At 60.8% G+C, this 18,910-nt stretch carries 16 protein-coding genes; 6 read left to right on the forward strand and 10 right to left on the reverse strand.

Annotated features, from left to right (window positions below):
- Positions 1-126: 126 nt before the first annotated feature.
- The 3 genes from HY17_RS20280 (at position 127) to HY17_RS13475 (ending at position 2,884) form a co-directional block, all read left to right on the forward strand.
- Entirely contained in the window at positions 127-270 is a 144-nt protein-coding gene (locus HY17_RS20280) for a hypothetical protein (protein ID WP_155843629.1), read from the forward strand.
- Positions 271-362: 92 nt separating this feature from the next.
- Positions 363-1,055 (forward strand): lasso peptide biosynthesis B2 protein, encoded by a 693-nt coding sequence (locus HY17_RS13470; protein WP_034767359.1) that lies wholly within the window; start codon positions 363-365, stop codon positions 1,053-1,055.
- Between the two features lie 11 nt (positions 1,056-1,066).
- A complete protein-coding gene (locus HY17_RS13475) occupies positions 1,067-2,884 on the forward strand; it encodes an asparagine synthase C-terminal domain-containing protein (protein ID WP_034767362.1) in 1,818 nt (605 codons plus the stop codon).
- Here HY17_RS13475 and HY17_RS13480 read toward each other — a convergent pair.
- Both HY17_RS13480 and HY17_RS13485 read right to left on the reverse strand, forming a co-directional pair.
- Entirely contained in the window at positions 2,879-3,460 is a 582-nt protein-coding gene (locus HY17_RS13480; protein WP_034767364.1) for a S9 family peptidase, read from the reverse strand. The genes HY17_RS13475 and HY17_RS13480 overlap by 6 nt on opposite strands.
- Positions 3,453-4,904 (reverse strand): STN domain-containing protein, encoded by a 1,452-nt coding sequence (locus HY17_RS13485; protein WP_034767366.1) that lies wholly within the window; start codon positions 4,902-4,904, stop codon positions 3,453-3,455. Before HY17_RS13485 ends, HY17_RS13480 begins: the two co-directional genes overlap by 8 nt.
- Positions 4,905-5,136: 232 nt before the next feature.
- On the opposite strand from HY17_RS13485, the gene cueR reads away from it, so the two are divergent.
- Positions 5,137-5,592 (forward strand): Cu(I)-responsive transcriptional regulator, encoded by a 456-nt coding sequence (gene cueR / locus HY17_RS13490; protein ID WP_034767368.1) that lies wholly within the window; start codon positions 5,137-5,139, stop codon positions 5,590-5,592.
- A 35-nt stretch (positions 5,593-5,627) separates the two neighbouring features.
- Here the strand turns inward: cueR and HY17_RS13495 are convergent, their stop codons facing one another.
- Both HY17_RS13495 and HY17_RS13500 read right to left on the reverse strand, forming a co-directional pair.
- Complete coding sequence (locus HY17_RS13495; RefSeq protein ID WP_034767370.1) at positions 5,628-5,888, reverse strand: glutaredoxin; 261 nt, start codon at positions 5,886-5,888, stop codon at positions 5,628-5,630.
- A gap of 68 nt (positions 5,889-5,956) precedes the next feature.
- Positions 5,957-8,443, reverse strand: a complete 2,487-nt coding sequence (locus HY17_RS13500) for a heavy metal translocating P-type ATPase (protein ID WP_034767372.1) — start codon at positions 8,441-8,443, stop codon at positions 5,957-5,959.
- Between the two features lie 244 nt (positions 8,444-8,687).
- Here HY17_RS13500 and HY17_RS13505 point away from each other — a divergent pair, with 244 nt between their 5' ends.
- Both HY17_RS13505 and HY17_RS13510 read left to right on the forward strand, forming a co-directional pair.
- On the forward strand, positions 8,688-8,888 hold the full coding sequence (locus tag HY17_RS13505) for a heavy-metal-associated domain-containing protein (RefSeq protein WP_034767375.1): 201 nt from the start codon (positions 8,688-8,690) through the stop codon (positions 8,886-8,888).
- A 206-nt stretch (positions 8,889-9,094) separates the two neighbouring features.
- The gene (locus HY17_RS13510; protein WP_034767377.1) at positions 9,095-10,396 is read left to right on the forward strand and encodes an APC family permease; all 1,302 of its coding nucleotides are present in this window, start codon (positions 9,095-9,097) and stop codon (positions 10,394-10,396) included.
- A gap of 967 nt (positions 10,397-11,363) precedes the next feature.
- Here HY17_RS13510 and HY17_RS13515 read toward each other — a convergent pair.
- The 6 genes from HY17_RS13515 to HY17_RS13535 all read right to left on the reverse strand — a co-directional run bounded on the left by HY17_RS13515 (position 11,364) and on the right by HY17_RS13535 (position 18,067).
- Positions 11,364-13,727 (reverse strand): EAL domain-containing protein, encoded by a 2,364-nt coding sequence (locus HY17_RS13515; protein ID WP_034767379.1) that lies wholly within the window; start codon positions 13,725-13,727, stop codon positions 11,364-11,366.
- Between the two features lie 242 nt (positions 13,728-13,969).
- Positions 13,970-14,473 carry a spore coat U domain-containing protein gene (locus HY17_RS13520; RefSeq protein ID WP_034767384.1) on the reverse strand — a complete coding sequence of 168 codons (504 nt, stop codon included), beginning with the start codon at positions 14,471-14,473 and terminating at the stop codon, positions 13,970-13,972.
- Positions 14,470-16,848, reverse strand: coding sequence for a fimbria/pilus outer membrane usher protein (locus HY17_RS13525; protein WP_081813151.1), 2,379 nt, complete (start codon positions 16,846-16,848; stop codon positions 14,470-14,472). The genes HY17_RS13520 and HY17_RS13525 overlap by 4 nt, the downstream gene beginning before the upstream one ends.
- Positions 16,849-16,852: 4 nt before the next feature.
- Positions 16,853-17,050, reverse strand: a complete 198-nt coding sequence (locus tag HY17_RS20285) for a hypothetical protein (RefSeq protein WP_155843633.1) — start codon at positions 17,048-17,050, stop codon at positions 16,853-16,855.
- Positions 17,007-17,564 carry a molecular chaperone gene (locus HY17_RS19535; protein ID WP_051600098.1) on the reverse strand — a complete coding sequence of 186 codons (558 nt, stop codon included), beginning with the start codon at positions 17,562-17,564 and terminating at the stop codon, positions 17,007-17,009. Before HY17_RS19535 ends, HY17_RS20285 begins: the two co-directional genes overlap by 44 nt.
- 11 nt (positions 17,565-17,575) lie before the next feature.
- On the reverse strand, positions 17,576-18,067 hold the full coding sequence (locus tag HY17_RS13535; RefSeq protein ID WP_034767387.1) for a spore coat U domain-containing protein: 492 nt from the start codon (positions 18,065-18,067) through the stop codon (positions 17,576-17,578).
- Positions 18,068-18,910: the final 843 nt, after the last annotated feature.

An 18,910-nucleotide genomic window follows, 5' to 3' on the forward strand; every position in this document is an offset into this window, starting at 1 on the left:
ATTTTTTGCTCAACACCTTGTTTCTATTTATTTTTTAATATTTCCCGCGTTGACTCAACCCTTTTTAGATTCAATATTCTATCTGCCGTTGTTTTTTGACGGCGTCCAGATGGAAAGGAAAAGACGATGACCCCAACGAATGAAAGAAATCAGCCTCAGGACGAATTCGAGCCGATCGAACTCGGTTCCGTTTCTTCGGAAACCAAGGGTGAGGTTGCTGGCCGGGCCGAGCTCTCCGGTTCGCAGAACTCCCGGCCGGAAATCGGCTGAAAGCCGCCCTTGAAAGAAGGATGAGGGCGCAGGTACGCGCCCTCATTTTTCCGCTTCGCTGTTATCTGCGGGCTTGATGGAGCAACTCCCCAATGTCAGCCTTTAGCCTCGCTCCGGACATCTATTTCTGTGCGTCCGACGGGGCGTACATCTTTCTCGATGCACGCGCGGATCGTTACTTTGCCTATACCGGTGATACCGCGCGGCTGTTCTCAGAGATCATTTCTACAGACCGGACCGAACAGCTCTCTCAGGACGCAGAACGATTTACGGACCATCTCCTGCGCAGTGGCGTACTCCTGCGCCCCGCTGCAAAAGCCCAGCCATTGAAGGCCTGTACCGCGGCCCGCCCCGAAACCTCCCGCTTCGAACAGGCCTGCCTGCTTGCCGCCGATGTGAAATATTCTGAATGGTCCAACATGTTGACGGCACTTGCCCGCAGCTGGTCTCTCAAACGAATGCATTCCCTGCGCGGTGTCATTTCAGGAGCGCGCCGCTGGAAGCAGAATATACCGTCAGGACACGAAAGAATGCTGGATGACGTCGCCGGATTGACGGCACAGTTTTTAGCACTTGCCCCCTTCCTGTTCACGACAAAGGATGCGTGCCTCTTCCGCAGTCTCTTCCTGATGCGGTTCCTGGCGGGCCACGGGATCGCTGCGACCTGGACGTTCGGCGTACGGCTCGCCCCTTTCGGAGCGCATTGCTGGATCGAATATAAAGGCGCAGTCCTCAACGACCATCTCGAAACGGTCGCAGGCTTCTCGCCTATCCTGGCGATCTGAGGAGAGAGAGGATGCCGGCTGCCTTCTTCGCGATGAGCTGGAACCCGGGAGATGCCGAGGCTGAACAGCAGGCAGCCAGGATCCTGACGCGCATGATGGAGGCCCCGGCGCCACCTATCCTCGTGGAGACATCTGGCTTCCTGGTCGCAGACCTGAGCCAACCTGTCACTGCCAACCCGCCCATTATCGAGATCCGGCGCACGGACGGCCAGTTTGGCGGGGCCATTTTCGGCACGCTTTTTCCGCGGAACGGGCATACTCGTTTGACCGAGATCCGCCACGCCGCGGCTACCGCGCTACTCGATACAGGTGGGCGCAATCTCTACGATGACTATTGGGGGAGCTACGTCGCTTTCTTCCGGAGAGGCGATGACGTGGCAGTCTATACCGATCCGGTCTCCTCCATCCCCTGCTTCTACTCTTCCAATAGCGGCGTCACTTGCTTCTATTCCAATCTCGAACTCTGCCCTTTCCTGGACAGAAACAAGTTCACGTTCAATCTCCGCTTCATCTCCACCCTGATGGCCTATGACAAGCTCCAGAATGGCGAGACCGGCCTCAATGAAGTGAAGGAGCTCTTCGGCGGCCAGTGCCTCATGGCCCGGACACCCGATGCCCCGCCTGAAACCCTGTGGGACCCTCGCGACATTGCGCGCGACGTGCTGGAACCGGATCCGGATTCTGCGGCTTGTCTCCTCCGGGAAGCGGTGCAGCAAGCGGTCAGCGCCTGGGCAACCTCTGTCCCCGCGCCTGCGGTCGACCTTTCAGGCGGGCTGGATTCCTCAATCGTCCTTTCCTGCCTCGCCGAGAGCGATGCACCTCTCCCACACCTTGCTGTCCACCATGTCGTGGAGTCCGGTGACCCGTCCGAAGCCCATTTCGCGAGAGCGGCAGCTGCCTTTCTCGGCGCTGACCTTGCGGAAATCCGGTTCAGTCCTTCCAGGCAATTGCCGGACGTCACGAGTCATCCTGCCTCGGCGCGACCCTACCGGCAATTCCTCTCCCGGGACTTCAACGCCCAGCTTTCGCAGGCCACCGGCGGGATGGAGCGGACCTACCTTACCGGCCAGGGCGGAGATCATCTCTTTCACGCAGCTGAAACAGCTCTCGGATTTTCGGACTATCTGCGCCAGCACGGAATGGGACCGCATCTGATTTCGGAGCTTGCCAACTCGGCGCGGCTCTCGAACTTGTCTGTCTGGCGGATACTGCGTGACACGCTCCCGGATATGATCGGGATCCCGCACACATCCTCGTTCCTTGGCGCCATCGCGGCACGGCGCACGCCCCTCAACTCCACTGCACTCGACCAGTTTGACCCGGTCTACGCCTTTCCAGATTGGGCCCGGGTGCCAAGAGGATTGCCGCCTGGAAAGTTCGACCAGGTGAGCGGGATTCTGCACATGATACAGGTGCAGGAGCGCCTCTTTCAGGATAATGCAAGGGAAGTCGTTCACCCGCTGATGTCCCAACCGCTTGTCGAACTCTGCCTGCGCCTGCCGGTCTATCTCCTGTCACTCGGCGGTATCAGCCGCGGGCTTGCCCGTCAGGCTTTCGAAGGGCGGCTCCCTGAGCTGGTCCGCCTGCGGATGACGAAAGGCGAAACGACGCGGTATTTTGTCGACCAGCTGCGCCTCAATCGCTCCCTGCTCCTTGATTGCCTCATGGATGGAGAGCTGGTTGCAAATAAGATCGTAGAGCGCCGGGATGTCGAGATGTTTCTCCGGGAAGACCAGTTCCTGCCCCCCCCGGCAGGACGGATGATCCTTGTTTATTATGCGATCGAGGCATGGCTCAGGACATGGAGAGCGATCCTGACGGCATCATGAAGGCTGCTCTTCGGTGAATGTCGGTGCGACTCCCAATTCCTCCAGGAAATCATCCAGCCGCTCCCACATGTCCCGGATATTGGCTGGACTGGAAGGTCCGTGCCCCTCCCCCCAATAGCGGACATAGCGGGCGTCTTTGCCTGCACGCAGCAGCGCAGAATACATCTCGTCGAACTGATCCATAGAAAAGCTGTCCATGTCGGAATGCATCAGGAGAACTGGCGCATTGATATCTGACGCGAGCAGGACGGGACTGTTGCGATAGAATATTTCCGGGTCTTCAAAGGGCGTCCGCCCGATGCCGAACTCGCTCCCTGCCTGGGCCTCGTAGCGGATGAACTCACTGCCGAAATAGTCCGGAGCCAGAATGGAATAGATCCCCGGTGGCCCAAAATAGTGACTTGTAAGATCCGCCCAGCCATTCCGGGCGATTATCGCTGCAAACCGGTCAGAATGGGCAGCGACATAGAGCGCCGATACCGCCCCCTGGCTGAACCCGCTGAGGACAATCTTGTTCGGATTTACATGTCCGGTCGCAAGGATCGCGTCGAGGCCTGCATCCACGGCTTCATCCATTCCCGCAATCGGGCCCTCCTCTGTACGGATCAATTCCCGCGGCAGGGCAATGCGCGCATAGGCATATCTCCTGCCCGCCCAGAGATAGGGAGAATTTGGATTGGGAAAGGAGAGGATCGGTGTGCGGGCCCCGCAACGTGGCACAATACCGGGATAAACCTCGACAATCAGGGGCAAAGGACCCTCGGCTGCGTCCGGTGGAAGCAGGAGGCAGGAGGCGACGTCTTCGGAGAGGCCCGCGTCTTCCGGATGTTCGAGTCGGTAGGAGACGCTTTTCCACGTCCCGAATGCGACGTCTTGCAGATGTCTGTTGACGCGCGCGAGTGACCGGGCCCCTTCGTCCTCGCCTGCCTGGACGAGAAGCAGTCACACGCGGCTCGAAAAGACCTATGTCCGGACGGTCAGTCAGGGTCAGATTGTCCCGGCTGGAATATTCATAAGTGCCGAGGAGGTTTCCGCCGTCCCAGGCGGAGCCCAGCGTCTGGCTGAACCGGTATTCTTCCATCCGGCCTTCGGTGACGGTGCCATAGCTGGCTGTGGTTTCGGCGCCTTCGAAATCATCGCGCAGGATGAAGTTGATGACGCCGGCCACAGCATCGCCGCCATAGATGGAAGAAGCTCCGTCGGTCAGGACTTCAACGCGCTCGATCGCCGCCATCGGGATCAGGGACAGGTCGACAAAATCCCCGATCTCCGAAGTCGGCGCCATGCGGTTGCCATTGATGAGGACGAGCGTTCCGCGCGAGCCGAGCCCGCGAAGATTTGCGCTCGCCCCGGACGTATTGTTCTGCCGGGAATTGCTGTCATTCGGCAGGCCGATTGTGGTGAACTCGGTCGAACCGCCCCCGAAATTCTGCGGCAGGGCGCGGATGAACTGGTCAAGCGAGGGCGCACCCGACCCGAGCACCTCGTCCCGCCCAAAGACCTGAAGGGGCGAGCTTTCCGGGGCAAGGCCGCGCAGGCTTGTCCCGGTAACGGTCACCTTGTCGGCGCGTAACACGCTGTCGGGACGTTCTTCTTCCGGCGGTTTGATCCGCAAGGGCGCGGCCTTCTCGCCCTGTTCCCTGATCAACTCAGGCTGCCGGCCGGAGCTCCCGGAGCTTGCAGGCACCTCGCGTATGATACGCGCACCTCCCGGCGCCGCGACCGCCTCCAGCCCACTGGCATTGAGAAGTTGCTTGAGTCCGGCATCCGGGCTGAACACACCCTCCAGGCCGGGCGCTGGCTTTCCGGAAACGACATCCTCGGAAAACAGGACCGGCGTTCCGGACTGCCTGCTGAACAGACGCAACGCATCTCCCATGCCCTGCGGGGGGATGGCGAACTGACTGACCTGTTCTTCGGATTGCGGATCCGCAAATGCTGTATACGGAGCCAGAACTGGCGCGAATGAAAGTGCCGCTGCGCTGAGTAGCGCGCGTTTGAAAGATTCCTTGATTTGCATGATCCCCTCTGGAATTGACCGTGAGTCCGGCCGCGACCGTGAAGTCCGCGCGGCTCAACAGGATCAACAAGTCAGTTGTCGGATCGGGTGGAAATTATCCGGAGATGCCCCGTAAACGAAGCCTGCCGACTTACATGGGCATCCCGATCCGGGTTGTGATGAGCCAGCTCTTGACCCTCCAGCAATGGGAAGGTTTAGAAGGAATGCGTCAGACCAGGAAAGGAGCCAGGCCATGAATATTGGCGAAGCCTCGAAAGCCACCGGCATTTCCGTCAAGATGCTGCGCTACTATGAAGAGATCGGCCTCGTCCAGCCCGCGCAACGGACAGAATCGGGCTACCGCATCTATTCAGACAAGAATATTGCAACGCTCCGCTTCGTGCGGCGCGCCCGCGATCTCGGTTTCCAGGTCAAACAGATCGGCGCGCTGCTCGATCTCTGGGAAAACGGCAGCCGGGCAAGCGCGGACGTGAAATCGCTGGCGCTTGCCCATGTCAGCGAACTCGAACAGCGCCGGCGTGAACTTGATGAGATGATCGCCACACTGAACCATCTGGCGCGGAACTGCCATGGGGATGACCGCCCGGACTGTCCGATCCTGACCAGCCTCGGCGCGGACAGCGATGCTCCGGCGCCCCGCACCCCGCGCAAAAAGCGGTCCCGGAAGGGATTTGCCTCAGCGAGGTAGGCCCGGCGGGCGCTCCCGGCAGCCGGGCACCGCGCTCACCCCGGCCAGAGTCCCATCTCCCGCAGCTTCGCTTCGATGCGAGGCTTCTGATCCTCGAACGTCCCATAGGCAAACCAGTCGCCGATCTCGGTGATGGGGGCGATGCGGACGCCGAAACGCCGGCGCGCGTCTTCCATGACCGCCTCATCAGTCAGGTCCCGTTCGGTATAGGCGATGCCCTCCCGCTTCAGCCATGACTTCAGGCTGCGGCAATCCGGGCAGGTCGGCGTCGAATAGATGGTGACCGCCGCTTTCATTTAAGCACTCCCTGGTCAGATGAAGAAAAGGGCCGGGAGGCCCGGCGTAGCCGGACCTGCGGCAGGGATCAGGTCACCGGACCGGCGCGCTCGGTCATTGGGGCCGCGAAGCGGCGCAGCCTCAGTGCATTGCCGAGCACGAAGACAGAGGAAAGCGCCATCGCGCCGGCCGCAAAGACTGGAGAGAGCAGAACCCCCGACACCGGCCAGAGCACACCGGCGGCAACCGGGATGAGGGCCGCATTGTAGGCAAAGGCCCAGAAGAGATTCTGGCGGATGTTCCGCATGGTGGCCCGGCTGAGCGCAATCGCGTTCGGCACCGCTTTCAGGTTGCCAGACATGAGGACCACATCCGCCGCCTCGATCGCCACGTCCGTGCCGGTGCCGATCGCCAGGCCGACATCCGCCTCCGCCAGCGCCGGCGCATCATTGATACCATCTCCGACAAAGGCGACCGGACCGATCTCCTTCAGGCTCCGGACCGCAGCCACCTTGCCGTCCGGCAACACTTCCGCAATCACCTCATCGATCCCCAGAGGCCGGGCAATCGCCTCGGCTGTGCGCCGGTTGTCTCCCGTGATCATCGCCACCTTCAGCCCCAGGCGATGCAGGGCGGCGATGGCCTCCGGCGTCGTCTCCTTGACCGGATCCGCCACGGCGATGATGGCAGCAAGCCTGCCACCGACGGCCGCATAGATCGGGGATTTTCCTTCACCGGCGAGACGTTCGGCCGTGCCGCTCAGGGCTTCCAGGTCATGGCCAAGCTGCGCCATGAACCGATCGGCCCCGATCTGAACAAGATCGCCGCCCGCCACCGCGCTCACGCCAAAGCCGGTGACGCTTCCGAAATCGCGAACCTCGGGCAGGACCAGGCCTTCAGCCTCAGCCGCCGCAACGATCGCGCGGGCGACCGGGTGTTCGGACTTCGCCTCGACAGCGGCGACCCGGGCAAGGACTTCGTCCCGTTCGTAACCGGGAACGGTCACCAGGTCGGTCAGGCGCGGCCGTCCTTCCGTCAGGGTGCCGGTCTTGTCCAGCGCAACGACGCGGGCATCCTGTAGGGCCTGGAGCGCATCGCCCTTGCGGAACAGGACGCCGAGTTCTGCGCCCCGTCCCGTTCCCACCATGATCGAGGTTGGCGTCGCGAGCCCCATCGCGCAGGGACAGGCGATGATCAGGACCGCCACGGCGTTGACCAGGCCGAATGTCAGGGCCGGGTCCGGCCCGAACAGGAACCACACTCCGAACGTCAGAGCGGCCAGTATCATCACGACCGGTACGAACCACATGGTGATCCGGTCCACGAGCCCCTGGATTGGCAGTTTCGATCCCTGCGCCTCCTCGACCATCCGGATGATCTGCGAGAGCATCGTATCGCTGCCGACCGCAGTGGCGCGGAAGGCAAAGGCGCCCGTCTGGTTGATCGTGCCGCCTGTGACGGTTGCGCCGATTGCTTTCGCGACCGGCAGCGGTTCGCCGGTGATCATGCTCTCATCGATCCAGCTTTCACCCTCGATGACCTCGCCATCCACCGGAATGCGCTCGCCCGGCCGGACCTCGACAATGTCGCCTTCAATGACATTCGCAACGTCGATCTCGGCAAGGGCGGCGCCGCGCCGCACACGGGCTGTCTTCGGCCGCAGGCCAATGAGACGCTGAATCGCCTCCGAGGTCCTGCCCTTGGCCCGGGCTTCGAGCACGCGTCCGAGAATGATCAGGGTAATGATGACAGCCGCCGCCTCGTAATAGACGTTGACAGCGCCCTCCGGCAGCAGGGCCGGGGCGAATGTCGCGACCAGGGAATAAGTATAGGCTGCAAGCGTGCCCACCGCGACAAGACTGTTCATGTCAGGCGCCCCGCGCAGGAGCGCGGGTATGCCCTTCCGGTAGAACCTTGCCCCGGGGATGACCAGAACCAGCGTTGTCAATACGAACTGGAGAAGCCAGCTCGCAGTCATGCCGATGGTCGATGCGATCAGCTCATGAAATCCCGGAATGAGATGGCTTCCCATTTCGAGTCCGAAAACCGGCAATGTAAGGCCGGCCGCCAGCAGCAGGTCGCGGACCAGGACGCGGCGTTCCTGTTCCTTGCGCAGATCGGCCCCGGCCGATGCATGACGGCCCGGATCTACCGCATGGGCCTGATAACCTGCCTCGCTGACAGCCGCGACCAGGTCCGCAATGTCGGCGCGGCCGGTTATGGTCGCGCGCTCGGTGGCAAGGTTGACAGACGCGCCGGTCACGCCCGGGACCGCTTTCAGAGCACGCTCCACGCGGCCGACACAGGACGCACAGCTCATACCCTCGATCGCGAGTTCGACAGCCGGCGACGAGACGGCATAGCCGGCATCCTCGATCGCGCGGATCGCTGCGGCCCGGACGTCGGGATCGGAAAGACGGATCTCGGCGCGCTCTGTCGCCAGGTTGACGCTGGCGTCGAGGACGCCGCGGACCTGCTTCAGCGCGCGTTCCACGCGCCCGACGCAGGAGGCGCAGCTCATCCCTTCGATCGGAAGCGAGAGGGTCAAAGGGATGGGTCCGGGGTGCGCAGTCATGGCAGGATTCCTTCGAATTCGGTCTGATGCGCCGGGATATGGGATCTCCCATGATGGGAGGGTCAAGCGCTGCTGTTCCGAAACATCAGTAAGGCTTTCTTCCCTTTTAGATACCTGCCGGCAAAGACCGGTAATTTCCGGTCGTTCAGATTGGCGCGCGGAAGATTTAATTTCTGGCACACTTGACCCTCCAACGCTGGGAGAGACCATCTCTCTGACTGCCACACATGAATAGGAGGGCAGAATGCAATTGCACATCGAAAACATGACCTGCTCCGGCTGCGTCCGGACCGTGACCCGGGCGATCCAATCGGTGGACCCCGGCGCGACGGTCAATGCCGACCCCGAGCACCACACGGTCGAAGTCGGGACGTCTGCGCCACGTGCAGAAATTGAGGCAGCGCTCGCAGCTGCCGGCTATCCTGCAGCTCGCGAAACCGCCTGACCCGCCAAGGTGTTGAGCCCCCGCTCTCCTCGTTCGCCGGAGCAGTGACCCCGGCGAATGAGGCCCCGGCAATCCCGGTTGCGTCCCGCTCCCGCCGAATGACACAGAGCGTTGCTCCGTGGCACATTCTGATGGCACATGCTGGCACATGAATTTCCAGCGAGCCCGGTGAATGTCACAGGGTGATCTTCAGGGAGCATGCTGTCTTGAACGGATCGCCGGTTCGGACCCTGGAACGCAGCCTCGGCACGGGATCGGCCGCCCTTCTGGGGCTCGGTTCGATCTTCGGTACAGGCGTCTTCGTGACGATCGGGCTCGGGGTCAATCTTGCAGGTTACTGGATCGTTCCTGCAATTGCCCTGGCGGGCCTTGTCGCCGCTTGTAACGCCCTGTCGAGCGCCGAACTTGCAGCCGCCTTTCCTGTCAGCGGCGGTACCTATGAATACGGCTACCGCCTGCTTCATCCCCTTGCGGGCTTTTCTGCAGGCTGGTTGTTCCTGCTTGCCAAATCCGCGTCGGCTGCCGGCGCGGCACTTGGTGCGGCCGCCTACGGCCTTCGTCTGTTCGGGCAGGACGATGCCCGGATCATCATCGCAACCGGGCTGGTGCTTGTCCTGGCTGTCACCTTGCTGGTCCTATCGGGCCTGCGCCGGTCGAACATGGCCAACACGCTGATCGTCGCCCTGACTCTGATTGCGCTGCTTGCCTTCGTGATCGCCGCGCTCCCCGATACCGGCACCCGGCTCCGGACGATTGCGGCCCGGGACCTCGGCGCCGATGCGCCGGGCTGGCCTGCCTTCGCTTATGCGACGGCGCTCATGTTTGTTGCCTATACAGGCTATGGCCGGATTGCGACCATGGGCGAGGAAGTGGTTGCGCCGGAATCCACAATACCGCGTGCCATCATCCTGACGCTTGCAGTCAGCCTCCTGGTCTACCTGTCGGTCGCGATCTGCATGGCGGCGCTGATGCCGGCAGGAACCGCCCGATCGCTCGCAGACGCGGCCACCCCGCTGGAATCCGCCGCACGGTCCCTCCCGCTGCCATGGTTGTCCCTGCTGGTGAGCGCCGGCGCCATCACGGCCATGCTCGGCGTCCTGCTGAACCTGGTTCTCGGCTTGTCGCGCGTGGTCCTCGCCATGGCCCGCCGCGGCGACCTGCCGGGGCTGCTTTCTAATCTGACCGGCCGGGGAAACCCGGCCCTTGCGATCCTGGCTGTTGGGGCTTCGATCTTGGCGCTTGTCCTGACCGGAAACATCGAGACCGTCTGGAGCTTCAGCGCCTTCACAGTGCTCATCTACTACGCCGTCACCAATATCGCTGCGCTCCGGCTCAACCCGGCACAGAGGCTCTACCCCCGCTGGATCAGTGCCGCAGGCCTGTTGGGTTGCCTTGCGCTGGCTGCCTTCATTCCCGTGTCTGTCTGGTTGGCCGGGGCCAGCCTGCTGGCGCTGGGGCTTGGCGTTCGCTATTTCGTGAACCGCCGGAAGGCGGCGCCAGACCGGTAGGCGCCGGTGCTCATCGGCTAGTCCGCGGATGGCACGATCAGGATGTCCTGCCCCTGCTCACGGACCTCCAAGGGGAGGTAGAGCCTCTGTGCCGGGCAGCGCCGGAAAATGCCAAATTGAAGTTCCTGCGCTCCTGGCGTCAGGCAGCCCGGCGGAAGACGCGGTCGGCACCCCAGCAACCGGGGTCAGCGAGACGGATCCAGATATCTTTGCCGCTCGAACCTGATTCCTCTGGCCGAAGGCCGTCAGAAAAAAAAACTGCCCCCTCTTGCGCCCGGTCCGTCAGGAAAGTGCGACATTCCAAAGTGGCCCGATCTATAGGAGTTGAGTTTGTACGCGCCGCTTTCATGCCTGAACGACCGGGCATCCCGACGCTCAGACATCTGCGGATCCGGTGATTGCCGGCACTAAAGCTCAAGGCAGGAGTTAGCTCCTTCGTCTGGGAATCCCCCCACTATTGTCTATATGATCCAGCCTGCGCCCCTTCCCTGGGCGCAGAGCGAGCAAGGCTCCTGATGCTGGCGAATTGATGTCCTGTCTCCCCCCCAATCTGGACTAGGCCGGTGTCAGGAGCTGGTCGCGGCATTGAGCACGCAAACCGGCCAAATCCGTCTGTTCGGGATTATGCTTCTGGAGGCGTCAAGTTCTGGAATAGCGCTGAAATACCCGGCGCCCCTCTGTTAAGTGTTCCCGAAACGGTGTATAAGGAAAAAGCTGCAAATCTCCTCCAACGACGCAGCATTGGCGGTTCTGGTGCCGTTCGTTTGCCTCCCGCACAGGGCTCCCTCTACTTCCCAGGGACCGCGGCACCGGAGCCACCTCACCCTTTTCGCCGCAGCTTTCTGAAAATTCCTGGTGTCGGTATACGGCGGTGTACCCGATTGGGACGAGCGGGTGCGGGCGGACAAAACTGCCAGGGGTGAACCGCAGAAGCTCCACCCTCCGAAGCTCGCTCAATCACACTCGATTATGCTGCACTTTGCTTCATGTCTTTGCGGGAAACCGGGATATCCCTCGCAGGCACCGGCACGCCGAAACGGTATCCCTGAAGCAAAGTACAACCACTCCTCGCCAGGTAGCGTGTCTGACCCGCTGTTTCGACGCCTTCTGCCACAATCGAAATTCCCAGATTGGTCCCGAGCCGGCATACGGCATCCACAATGGCGCACGCCTTCTTGCCTGCAGGCAGGTCCTGCACAAAAGACCGGTCGATCTTGATCGTATCGACTGGAAATTTGTGCAGATGGCTGATGGACGAATATCCCGTGCCAAAATCATCCAGCGCGATCTGCACGCCGAGCGATTTCAGCCTGACCAGGGCGTCCTCCGTCAAACGCGAATTCTGGACAAGGGCCGTTTCCGTCACTTCGATATGGAGACGCCCCGCCTCAAGACCCGTTGCTTCCAGCACATGAGCAACCCGCTCGACCAGATTCTGTTCGAGCAATTGCCTGGCCGAGACATTCACCGCCACGAACTGGTCTTCAGACCAGCCTGAAGCTTCCCTGCAGGCGGTCATCAGGACCCAGTCGCCAATTTCATTGATCAGGCCGGTATCCTCCGCAACAGGAAGGAACTCGTCCGGCCGGGTCAACATGTCTCCGCGCCTCCGCCACCTGAGAAGGGCTTCATACCCCCTCACCTGCATCGTCGAGGCCGATACTTCGGGCTGGTAAAGAAGCTCGAATTCACCCTTCTGGAGCGCTGATCTCAGCTCGGCCTCGAGTTTGCCCCGGGATTCATACTCCGCTTGCAGGCGGTCATCATAGAGCTGGTAGCTCCCACGGCCCGATTTCTTGGCGGCGTAGAGTGCCCGGTCCGCGTTCAGCAGCGTGATTTCTGTCGAGTTTCCGAGAGGGGCCAGACCAGGACTGCCGCCTGCATCCAGGGGAACGCCATCGATGTCGATTGTCTGGCAGATGGCCGCAATGATGTCCGATGCATGCGCTTCGATATCAGACACACACTCATATGGCCCGAGAAGAATGCCGAACTCGTCACCGGCTATCCTCGCCGCCATGTTCCGGTCCCCGACCTCGGCGCAGAGCGTGTTATAAGTCTCCTGCAGGACAATATCACCGGCTGCGTGACCGAATTTGTCGTTGATGTCCTTGAACCGGTCGAGGTCGAGAATACCGACCGCAACGATACCGCTTTCCTGACCGCTTCCGAGCTCTTCCAACCGGTGCAGGAAGGCCCTGCGATTGGGCGCGCCCGTCCCGGCATCTGTGTAGGCAAGGCGGAACATTTCCGCCTCGATCGCAACGGATTCCCGCAAGTCCCGAATGGCGAAAACTTCATAGTCGTCGCCATTGCCAATCCGCCTGTGGGAGACTTCCACGGGAATCGCCTCGCCTCCGAACGGAGCTAGACAGGCACGGCAGAACTGGCTGCGTTCACACGCTCGCGATGCCTGCAGAAAGCTCTCCGTCAGAACAGACCCCACCGGCTTCCTGAGAACCGACTGCCGGTCGATATCCAGAAGGTCACAGAGGGCGGCATTCACTTCCGTGATCAGCCCCTGGCGGACAACCAAAAGCCCCTCGACGGCAGCATCCGACAGGAGCGTCATGCGCACATGTTCCCGTCTGGCATAGTGTGAAACCTGCGAGAACACGATTTCCGTCGCGAGACCGAACAATGGGATAAGTCCTGCCGCGATCAGGACGATCTGGCCGAGCCGGGCGCGGCTGATCGGAACCATGGCCTCATTCACACCCGCAATCGGAATAATGAGGAGGCCTGCCATAGACATGAAATGCAGGCCCACGACGCCGCCAACGAGGAACATCCCGGCAATTGGCAGGCGGCCGGGATGGTCTGGATGCACGAACAGTCGGAACCCGGCCATGAAGGCAACCAGGATGACCGCCATGGATGCGATCACATACACCGGGTCATATTCGATCAATGCAGCGCCCCGGAGCGCTTCCATACCGCTATAGTGCAGGCAAATGACGGTCATCGCGGCAACCAGTCCGCTCATGGTCCGCCTGAAAGCAGATTGCCCGCGACCGAACAGGAGTGCGGTCACAAGCAGCCCGGTCACGGCGACCACGCCTGAACCAAATGTGATCACGCCGTCATAAGTGACATCATGGATTGGCCTGTAGCCATTCATGGCAATGAAATGGGTGCTCCAGACACCGGCTGCGAACACGCTCGCCGCCCACAAACCCCAGGATTTTCCGGCGATCCCGGATCCGGCTGACCATGCGCGGAAGACCATCCACAGGGAAGCGAAAACGCTCACCACACATGTCGCTGCCGACAGCCAGAAGAGAGATGGATCATGGTCCCACTGGATGCAATCAATGACCGTTCGCAGCATATGGTTCTTCCATTCTGCGTGGGCACTTTTCCGACCAAACGCAATTCCTTGCGCAAGGACTGTCCAGCACGACACAATGACTTTTCAACAGTATGCGAATGTACCCGAGCCCCCTGACAGAATTGTCAGCCAGGAACCATTCAACGTATCCTTGCAACACCATACACCCAAGTTTGCCACAATATCGCAAACGCGGCCTGAAAAGTTAGCGGCGGGAATTAACTCTTTTGCCGCGGCCGCAATCAGAAGATAACCGTAACCACGATCGTATCGCTATAACTTCCGGTCTCCACATTCTGGCCCGACGGTATACGGCCATAAATCGGAAAATCATCCGTCGTCGAGAAGATCAATGACAACAGGTAGGCATGCGTGACCGTATCGGTCCCGCCCGTTCCATCTCCCCAGATCAGTGCACGGCTGCTGTCTGTGTAGAGATTGTAGTCCAGCAGATCGCTTCCATTCGACATGGACCGGTTGAACCCCGTTCCATTTCCCCCTGCTCCCAGAGCCACCTCATAGGAAATATTGGCGCCCAGAACGAGCGCGCCGCAGGTCACGCTGACATTTCCGACGGCATCTGCATGACTCCCGCCCAGCGGATTGTAGATGCCGAAATCCAGCGGGTCGGCCGATACCGAACAGGAACAATTCAGACCAGTGCAGGTCGCCGATGCGGTGCCGGACGGGACGATCGCGAGAAGGCTGCTGGCAACGAGCACGCGAAAGATTTGGCGAAGGGTCATCTGAGCCTCCCGGTCGGCAAACAGGGGATCGTCCCGGCATCCCGGTAAGGTGTGAAAGTCGGCGTGTCGCCAAGAACAATCCTGGCTTCACAAATCACCTTGTTCCGGATGAAACGCAGCCGGGTCACCTGCCGGGCGCCTTCGATATAGACACGGCCGTCCTGGCCAATCGGATAGGTCTCGCCGGTATCGGGATTTGCAATCTTGCCACTGGATGAAATGGGCGCGCCATCAGGGGTCACGATATAGGCCAGGACATCGCTCGACCGGCCAACATCGAATTCAATCCGGTGGCCGGTGCGGAGCCCGGGAACAACAATCGCTTCGGTCAATCCAAATGAACGGTCAAGGCTGACATCACGCGGGTCGAAGGAAAGCACATTGCGTTCAAACGGCCGCAGCCGGGTCAGGACGATCCGGCCCTGCTTGTCTGTCCGGCCCACCAATTGCCTGTCCTGGAAAACCTGCACGCCTGGCTGGTCTCCCACAGTGACCACCGCCAGGCTATTGGTGATCGATGGCGCAACCACCCAGCTTCCACCCACGATGGCTGCCCCGCCCCGGAGCGTCAACCGGCCTGCCGTGCGGTTTTCCACCTGGCTGACGATTCCTGCGGCATCGCCGATCCGGGTCCGGTAGTCTATTCCAGCTTCCATTCGCTCATGCGTTCCGGAACTCGCCTGCGCCGCATAGCCAAGCCCGCCAGCGGGCGGCGCACTTTTTCGGATCCGGATATCCCCACCGAGCCTCCTGTTTCGATAATCCGCCCCCATGCTCGAACTGACTCCGCTCCCCAGGGGCATGGTCAGCGAAACCGCAGCAATCGTCGCATCCTTCTGCCCTGCCAGCCTCATGGCAGACAGGTTGAGGGACATGGCGCCGACGGGCCGGGTGTAGCGAATCCCGAATGTCGAGAAGTCGTCCCTCTCCCGCTCATCCCTATGTGACCAGGAGAGCGAAATGGACCCGATCCGGTCGTCAGAGAAGCTTGCATAGGTCCGGGCGGTTGTTCGAGGCGGGCTGCGGTATTGCCCGAATTGCCGGTACTCTGGCGTCGTGTAGCGGACACTGCTGCCAACCGAAAATGCCGCAGAGCGCCATTCATGGCTGAAATCGACAAGATTGCCGGATTTTCCGTTGCTTTGCGACACGGCGGCGCTCGCCTGGAGGACGCCAAGCCCCTGCCTCGAGGCGGTTCCGGAGATACCCGCACTTTGCAGGGCTTCGCTGACGGAGGATCTTGCCTGGAATGTGAACTGATCGGAGATCCCGCGCGCATAGCCTGCAGCAATGAAGCCTTCATCATAGTGACTGGACTCCTGGCCGAATTCCTTCCGCAGGAAACCGGCCTCCAGCGACCAGTCGCTCAACCCCGATCTCAGCAATTGCGGCGCGGTATAATAGTCTGCCGTCACGACGGATTGCCGGCCGAGAACATCTGTCAGGACAAGTTCCGCTGAACCAGCACCGGTGACCACGGGCAGGTCGGTCAGCGTGAATGGTCCCGCCGGAACATCGGTGGAATAATTCTGCGAACCGTCAACCATGACGTCCACCACGCCCGGCAGCGTGGCATCCCCGGAAATCGATGGGGTTGGAAACGTGATGAAATCCGGCGTCAGGGAAAAATCCGTTCCAAGACGGATGCCGCCAAACCTGGCCGGCGCCTCCCATCGCCCCGCCCCGGTCACCGTGTCGCCAATTTCCAGGCGCGTCGCGGTGGATGGCCGGTCGATCGTCCATGTCGCGTCCAGACGCACGCAATTGGTTTCAGAATGCTGGCGCGTGCAGGCAAAATCGACCACCCCGCTTCCGGCGGAGGAAAACAGTCCGGCCTCAAGCAAGGCGCCTGAGCGATGGTCAATGTCGCCTCCCTCGGCGAAGATATCATAATTCAGGAACCCGCCGGTGCGGACGGGCGACAGTTCGGGGCGATCACCCATCCTCACCGGGATCACGGTCTCATGAAAGCAATCGGCAGCACAATCGATGCGGAGCGTATTGGTCTGCCGGTCAAGCTCAACGGCCTGGGCACCAAGCGCCGAAGCCGGGATGTATCTGCGCCCGTCTATCAGCCTGGCGTCACTGGCCTGGCGGATCCGGCTCTGACTGAGCAACGCTTCCGGAAGCAGGACTTCGTTTTCACTTTCCGCAATGATGACCGGGTCCGGAAGAGCATCGCCGTTCAGGACAAGCTGGACGACAGAAGCTGCCAGGTCGCCTGTCTCCGGCAGGCCGGAACCGTCAGGCCCTGCCCCGGAAACAGGAAGTGCCGTTGCAGGTTTATCGCTCGTCGCAGGTGTTTCTCCAGCCTCTGTCCCGGCGGCGCCGCAGATCGCTGTCAACACGCAGCAACTGGCGTACCTGGCCATCATGGTTTCAGGGCACCGCGATATCCGTCAGGAAGCTCTGGACATCGCTCTGATAAATCGATGTGGCGCCAACCGATACCTTTCCGCCAGGCTTTGCGACCGGATCGACGCAAAACCGCGCGCTGCTTTTCGCCAGCATGTATTTGTGGATTGGCGTCTTCTCATCGGGATGACCGGCGGGGCGCGACCCAGACGAGTCTGGCATGACTGTCACCCGAATTGAGTCCCTCCAGGCAGAGCTGGCCGTCCTGATTTTCTGCGGCCGAGAAGCCAAGGTCGAGATCACGGCTGTCTCCGCCAAGGAATACCGGCAGGAGTATTTGCAGCCTCACATCGAGCGCATTGCCCCGGAACACATCTCCGGATTGAAGCTCGCTCACTCTGACACGATAGGCCTGCTCGACAGCCAGGGGCGCACCGCCCGGCAAAACTCCGATACGCACAACACGCTGTTCGCCAGGGGCCAGGGTCACGACCGGAGGCGTGACAATGAATGCTTTATCCGGGATCAGATGATCAGCACCGTCCGCTTCTGTCCAGCGATACCCGGCGAGCTCATATATGGCTTCTTCGCCCCCCCGGTTCACAAGCGTCAGAACTCCGACACGCCGGGCCTCATCCAGGACCAGCGAGGTCGGATAAACGGTCAGCCCCTCCGCGCTGGCGCGCAAATCCTGCAACAGGAAAAATATCAGGAAAGTAGCCAGCCATTTCATCATGGCGCGTCTCCTCAGAAACTGATCGTCGCCGTAACCGTGTCCGAATAGCTGCCGACGGGCACGTTCTGCGATGCCGGTACCCGGCCATAGACCGGAAGCGATTGCAGGGCTCCGCTTCCGGTTCCGATAACGGTGGATGTCGCCCCGCTTCCGTCCCCCCAGACCGTGGTCCTTGCAGACGATGTGTAGAGATTGTAGCCCAGCGTATTGCTACCATCCGTCATGAGGCGCTCTGTGAACGCGCCTCCGCTGGTGGTGCCTTCATTGAGTTCCACCGCATACAATGTTCCATTTGTACACGTCACATCCAGGGTCGAGGAGGCGTCCAGAGCGCTGCCGGAGATGCTGCTGTAATTTCCGAAATCGAGATCGTTTGCAGCGATGTCGCAGGCATCGATCACCTCGGCCGTGACGGCGAAACTGTCGCTCGCCGTTTGCGCCAGCACCTGCCCTCCGGGCATGCCCATTATTACCAGGATCACCGCAGGTCTCAGACAGTCCATAAAGCCCCTCCAAGCTTCGGCACCCCTCACCCATCGTTGAATGGGCGCCCCTCCTAACCGACAAGTTGTATTTGCAGGATTGTTCGCTTACGGTGAATAAATTGTAAACTCAGGACGGAATGCGGCTATCGCCTTTTGTTCGTATCTGGACATTTTGATCAACGCATAGAAGCTGAAGCTCGATGACCAGGACACCAAACGGACATACCGCACAACGGGTCACTCATGAGGCTTCGCAATATTCATTGCAGAATACGGCACCGACCAAAAGCGGTTCCACATATAGGGGGATATGAAGCCCCCCTCTGATCCAATTCATACGAGGCCCCAGCTCCGGTGCATGCAAGTAAAATCTTTTCGGAAGTCATTCCATCCGCCCGCGGTCGGGGTGACCGCAATCGGGTGCGACATATTTTTTGTATCCCCGTGCCACTGAAATGCCGCCAATGTCTGTCAGCCCGGCAGAATGACAGGCGCATTTTGGGAGAGCCCTTGCCGACTTGCTTTTGAGCCGCGCACGCCATTCCGGTCACATGAAGCAAAAAAATGGTTCATGACCCTGCCGAGAGAGGTGACAGGGTCATGAACCCGGGATTGGAGCCCGCTCATCAAGCCTACGTTCCCACCCAGCCTGACAAGTGATGTATTGCTAACTTGGGACCTGCCACCCCCGCTATCCCCTGAACAGGGGGCGCGGCGCATCCGTTTGTGTGGCAACGGGGAAGGCCCTGGTGCTACCGATAGCGATCAAGGAGAATCGTATTCCAGTTGTGGAGGTGACAGGGGCTGCGGACAGGTTAGACGTCTGTGATCATGATGGGTCCACGAAAAATGAATGCCACC

The organism is Hyphomonas sp. CY54-11-8 (genome assembly GCF_000682735.1).
Classification (GTDB): domain Bacteria; phylum Pseudomonadota; class Alphaproteobacteria; order Caulobacterales; family Hyphomonadaceae; genus Hyphomonas.

Coding starts and splice junctions, on each gene's coding strand:
- HY17_RS20280 (WP_155843629.1), top strand. CDS start 127: ATGACCCCAACGAATGAAAGAAATCAGCCTCAGGACGAATTCGAGCCG.
- HY17_RS13470 (WP_034767359.1), top strand. CDS start 363: ATGTCAGCCTTTAGCCTCGCTCCGGACATCTATTTCTGTGCGTCCGAC.
- HY17_RS13475 (WP_034767362.1), top strand. CDS start 1,067: ATGCCGGCTGCCTTCTTCGCGATGAGCTGGAACCCGGGAGATGCCGAG.
- HY17_RS13480 (WP_034767364.1), bottom strand. CDS start 3,460: ATGGATGAAGCCGTGGATGCAGGCCTCGACGCGATCCTTGCGACCGGA.
- HY17_RS13485 (WP_034767366.1), bottom strand. CDS start 4,904: ATGCAAATCAAGGAATCTTTCAAACGCGCGCTACTCAGCGCAGCGGCA.
- cueR (WP_034767368.1), top strand. CDS start 5,137: ATGAATATTGGCGAAGCCTCGAAAGCCACCGGCATTTCCGTCAAGATG.
- HY17_RS13495 (WP_034767370.1), bottom strand. CDS start 5,888: ATGAAAGCGGCGGTCACCATCTATTCGACGCCGACCTGCCCGGATTGC.
- HY17_RS13500 (WP_034767372.1), bottom strand. CDS start 8,443: ATGACTGCGCACCCCGGACCCATCCCTTTGACCCTCTCGCTTCCGATC.
- HY17_RS13505 (WP_034767375.1), top strand. CDS start 8,688: ATGCAATTGCACATCGAAAACATGACCTGCTCCGGCTGCGTCCGGACC.
- HY17_RS13515 (WP_034767379.1), bottom strand. CDS start 13,727: ATGCTGCGAACGGTCATTGATTGCATCCAGTGGGACCATGATCCATCT.
- HY17_RS13520 (WP_034767384.1), bottom strand. CDS start 14,473: ATGACCCTTCGCCAAATCTTTCGCGTGCTCGTTGCCAGCAGCCTTCTC.
- HY17_RS13525 (WP_081813151.1), bottom strand. CDS start 16,848: ATGATGGCCAGGTACGCCAGTTGCTGCGTGTTGACAGCGATCTGCGGC.
- HY17_RS20285 (WP_155843633.1), bottom strand. CDS start 17,050: ATGCCAGACTCGTCTGGGTCGCGCCCCGCCGGTCATCCCGATGAGAAG.
- HY17_RS19535 (WP_051600098.1), bottom strand. CDS start 17,564: ATGATGAAATGGCTGGCTACTTTCCTGATATTTTTCCTGTTGCAGGAT.
- HY17_RS13535 (WP_034767387.1), bottom strand. CDS start 18,067: ATGGACTGTCTGAGACCTGCGGTGATCCTGGTAATAATGGGCATGCCC.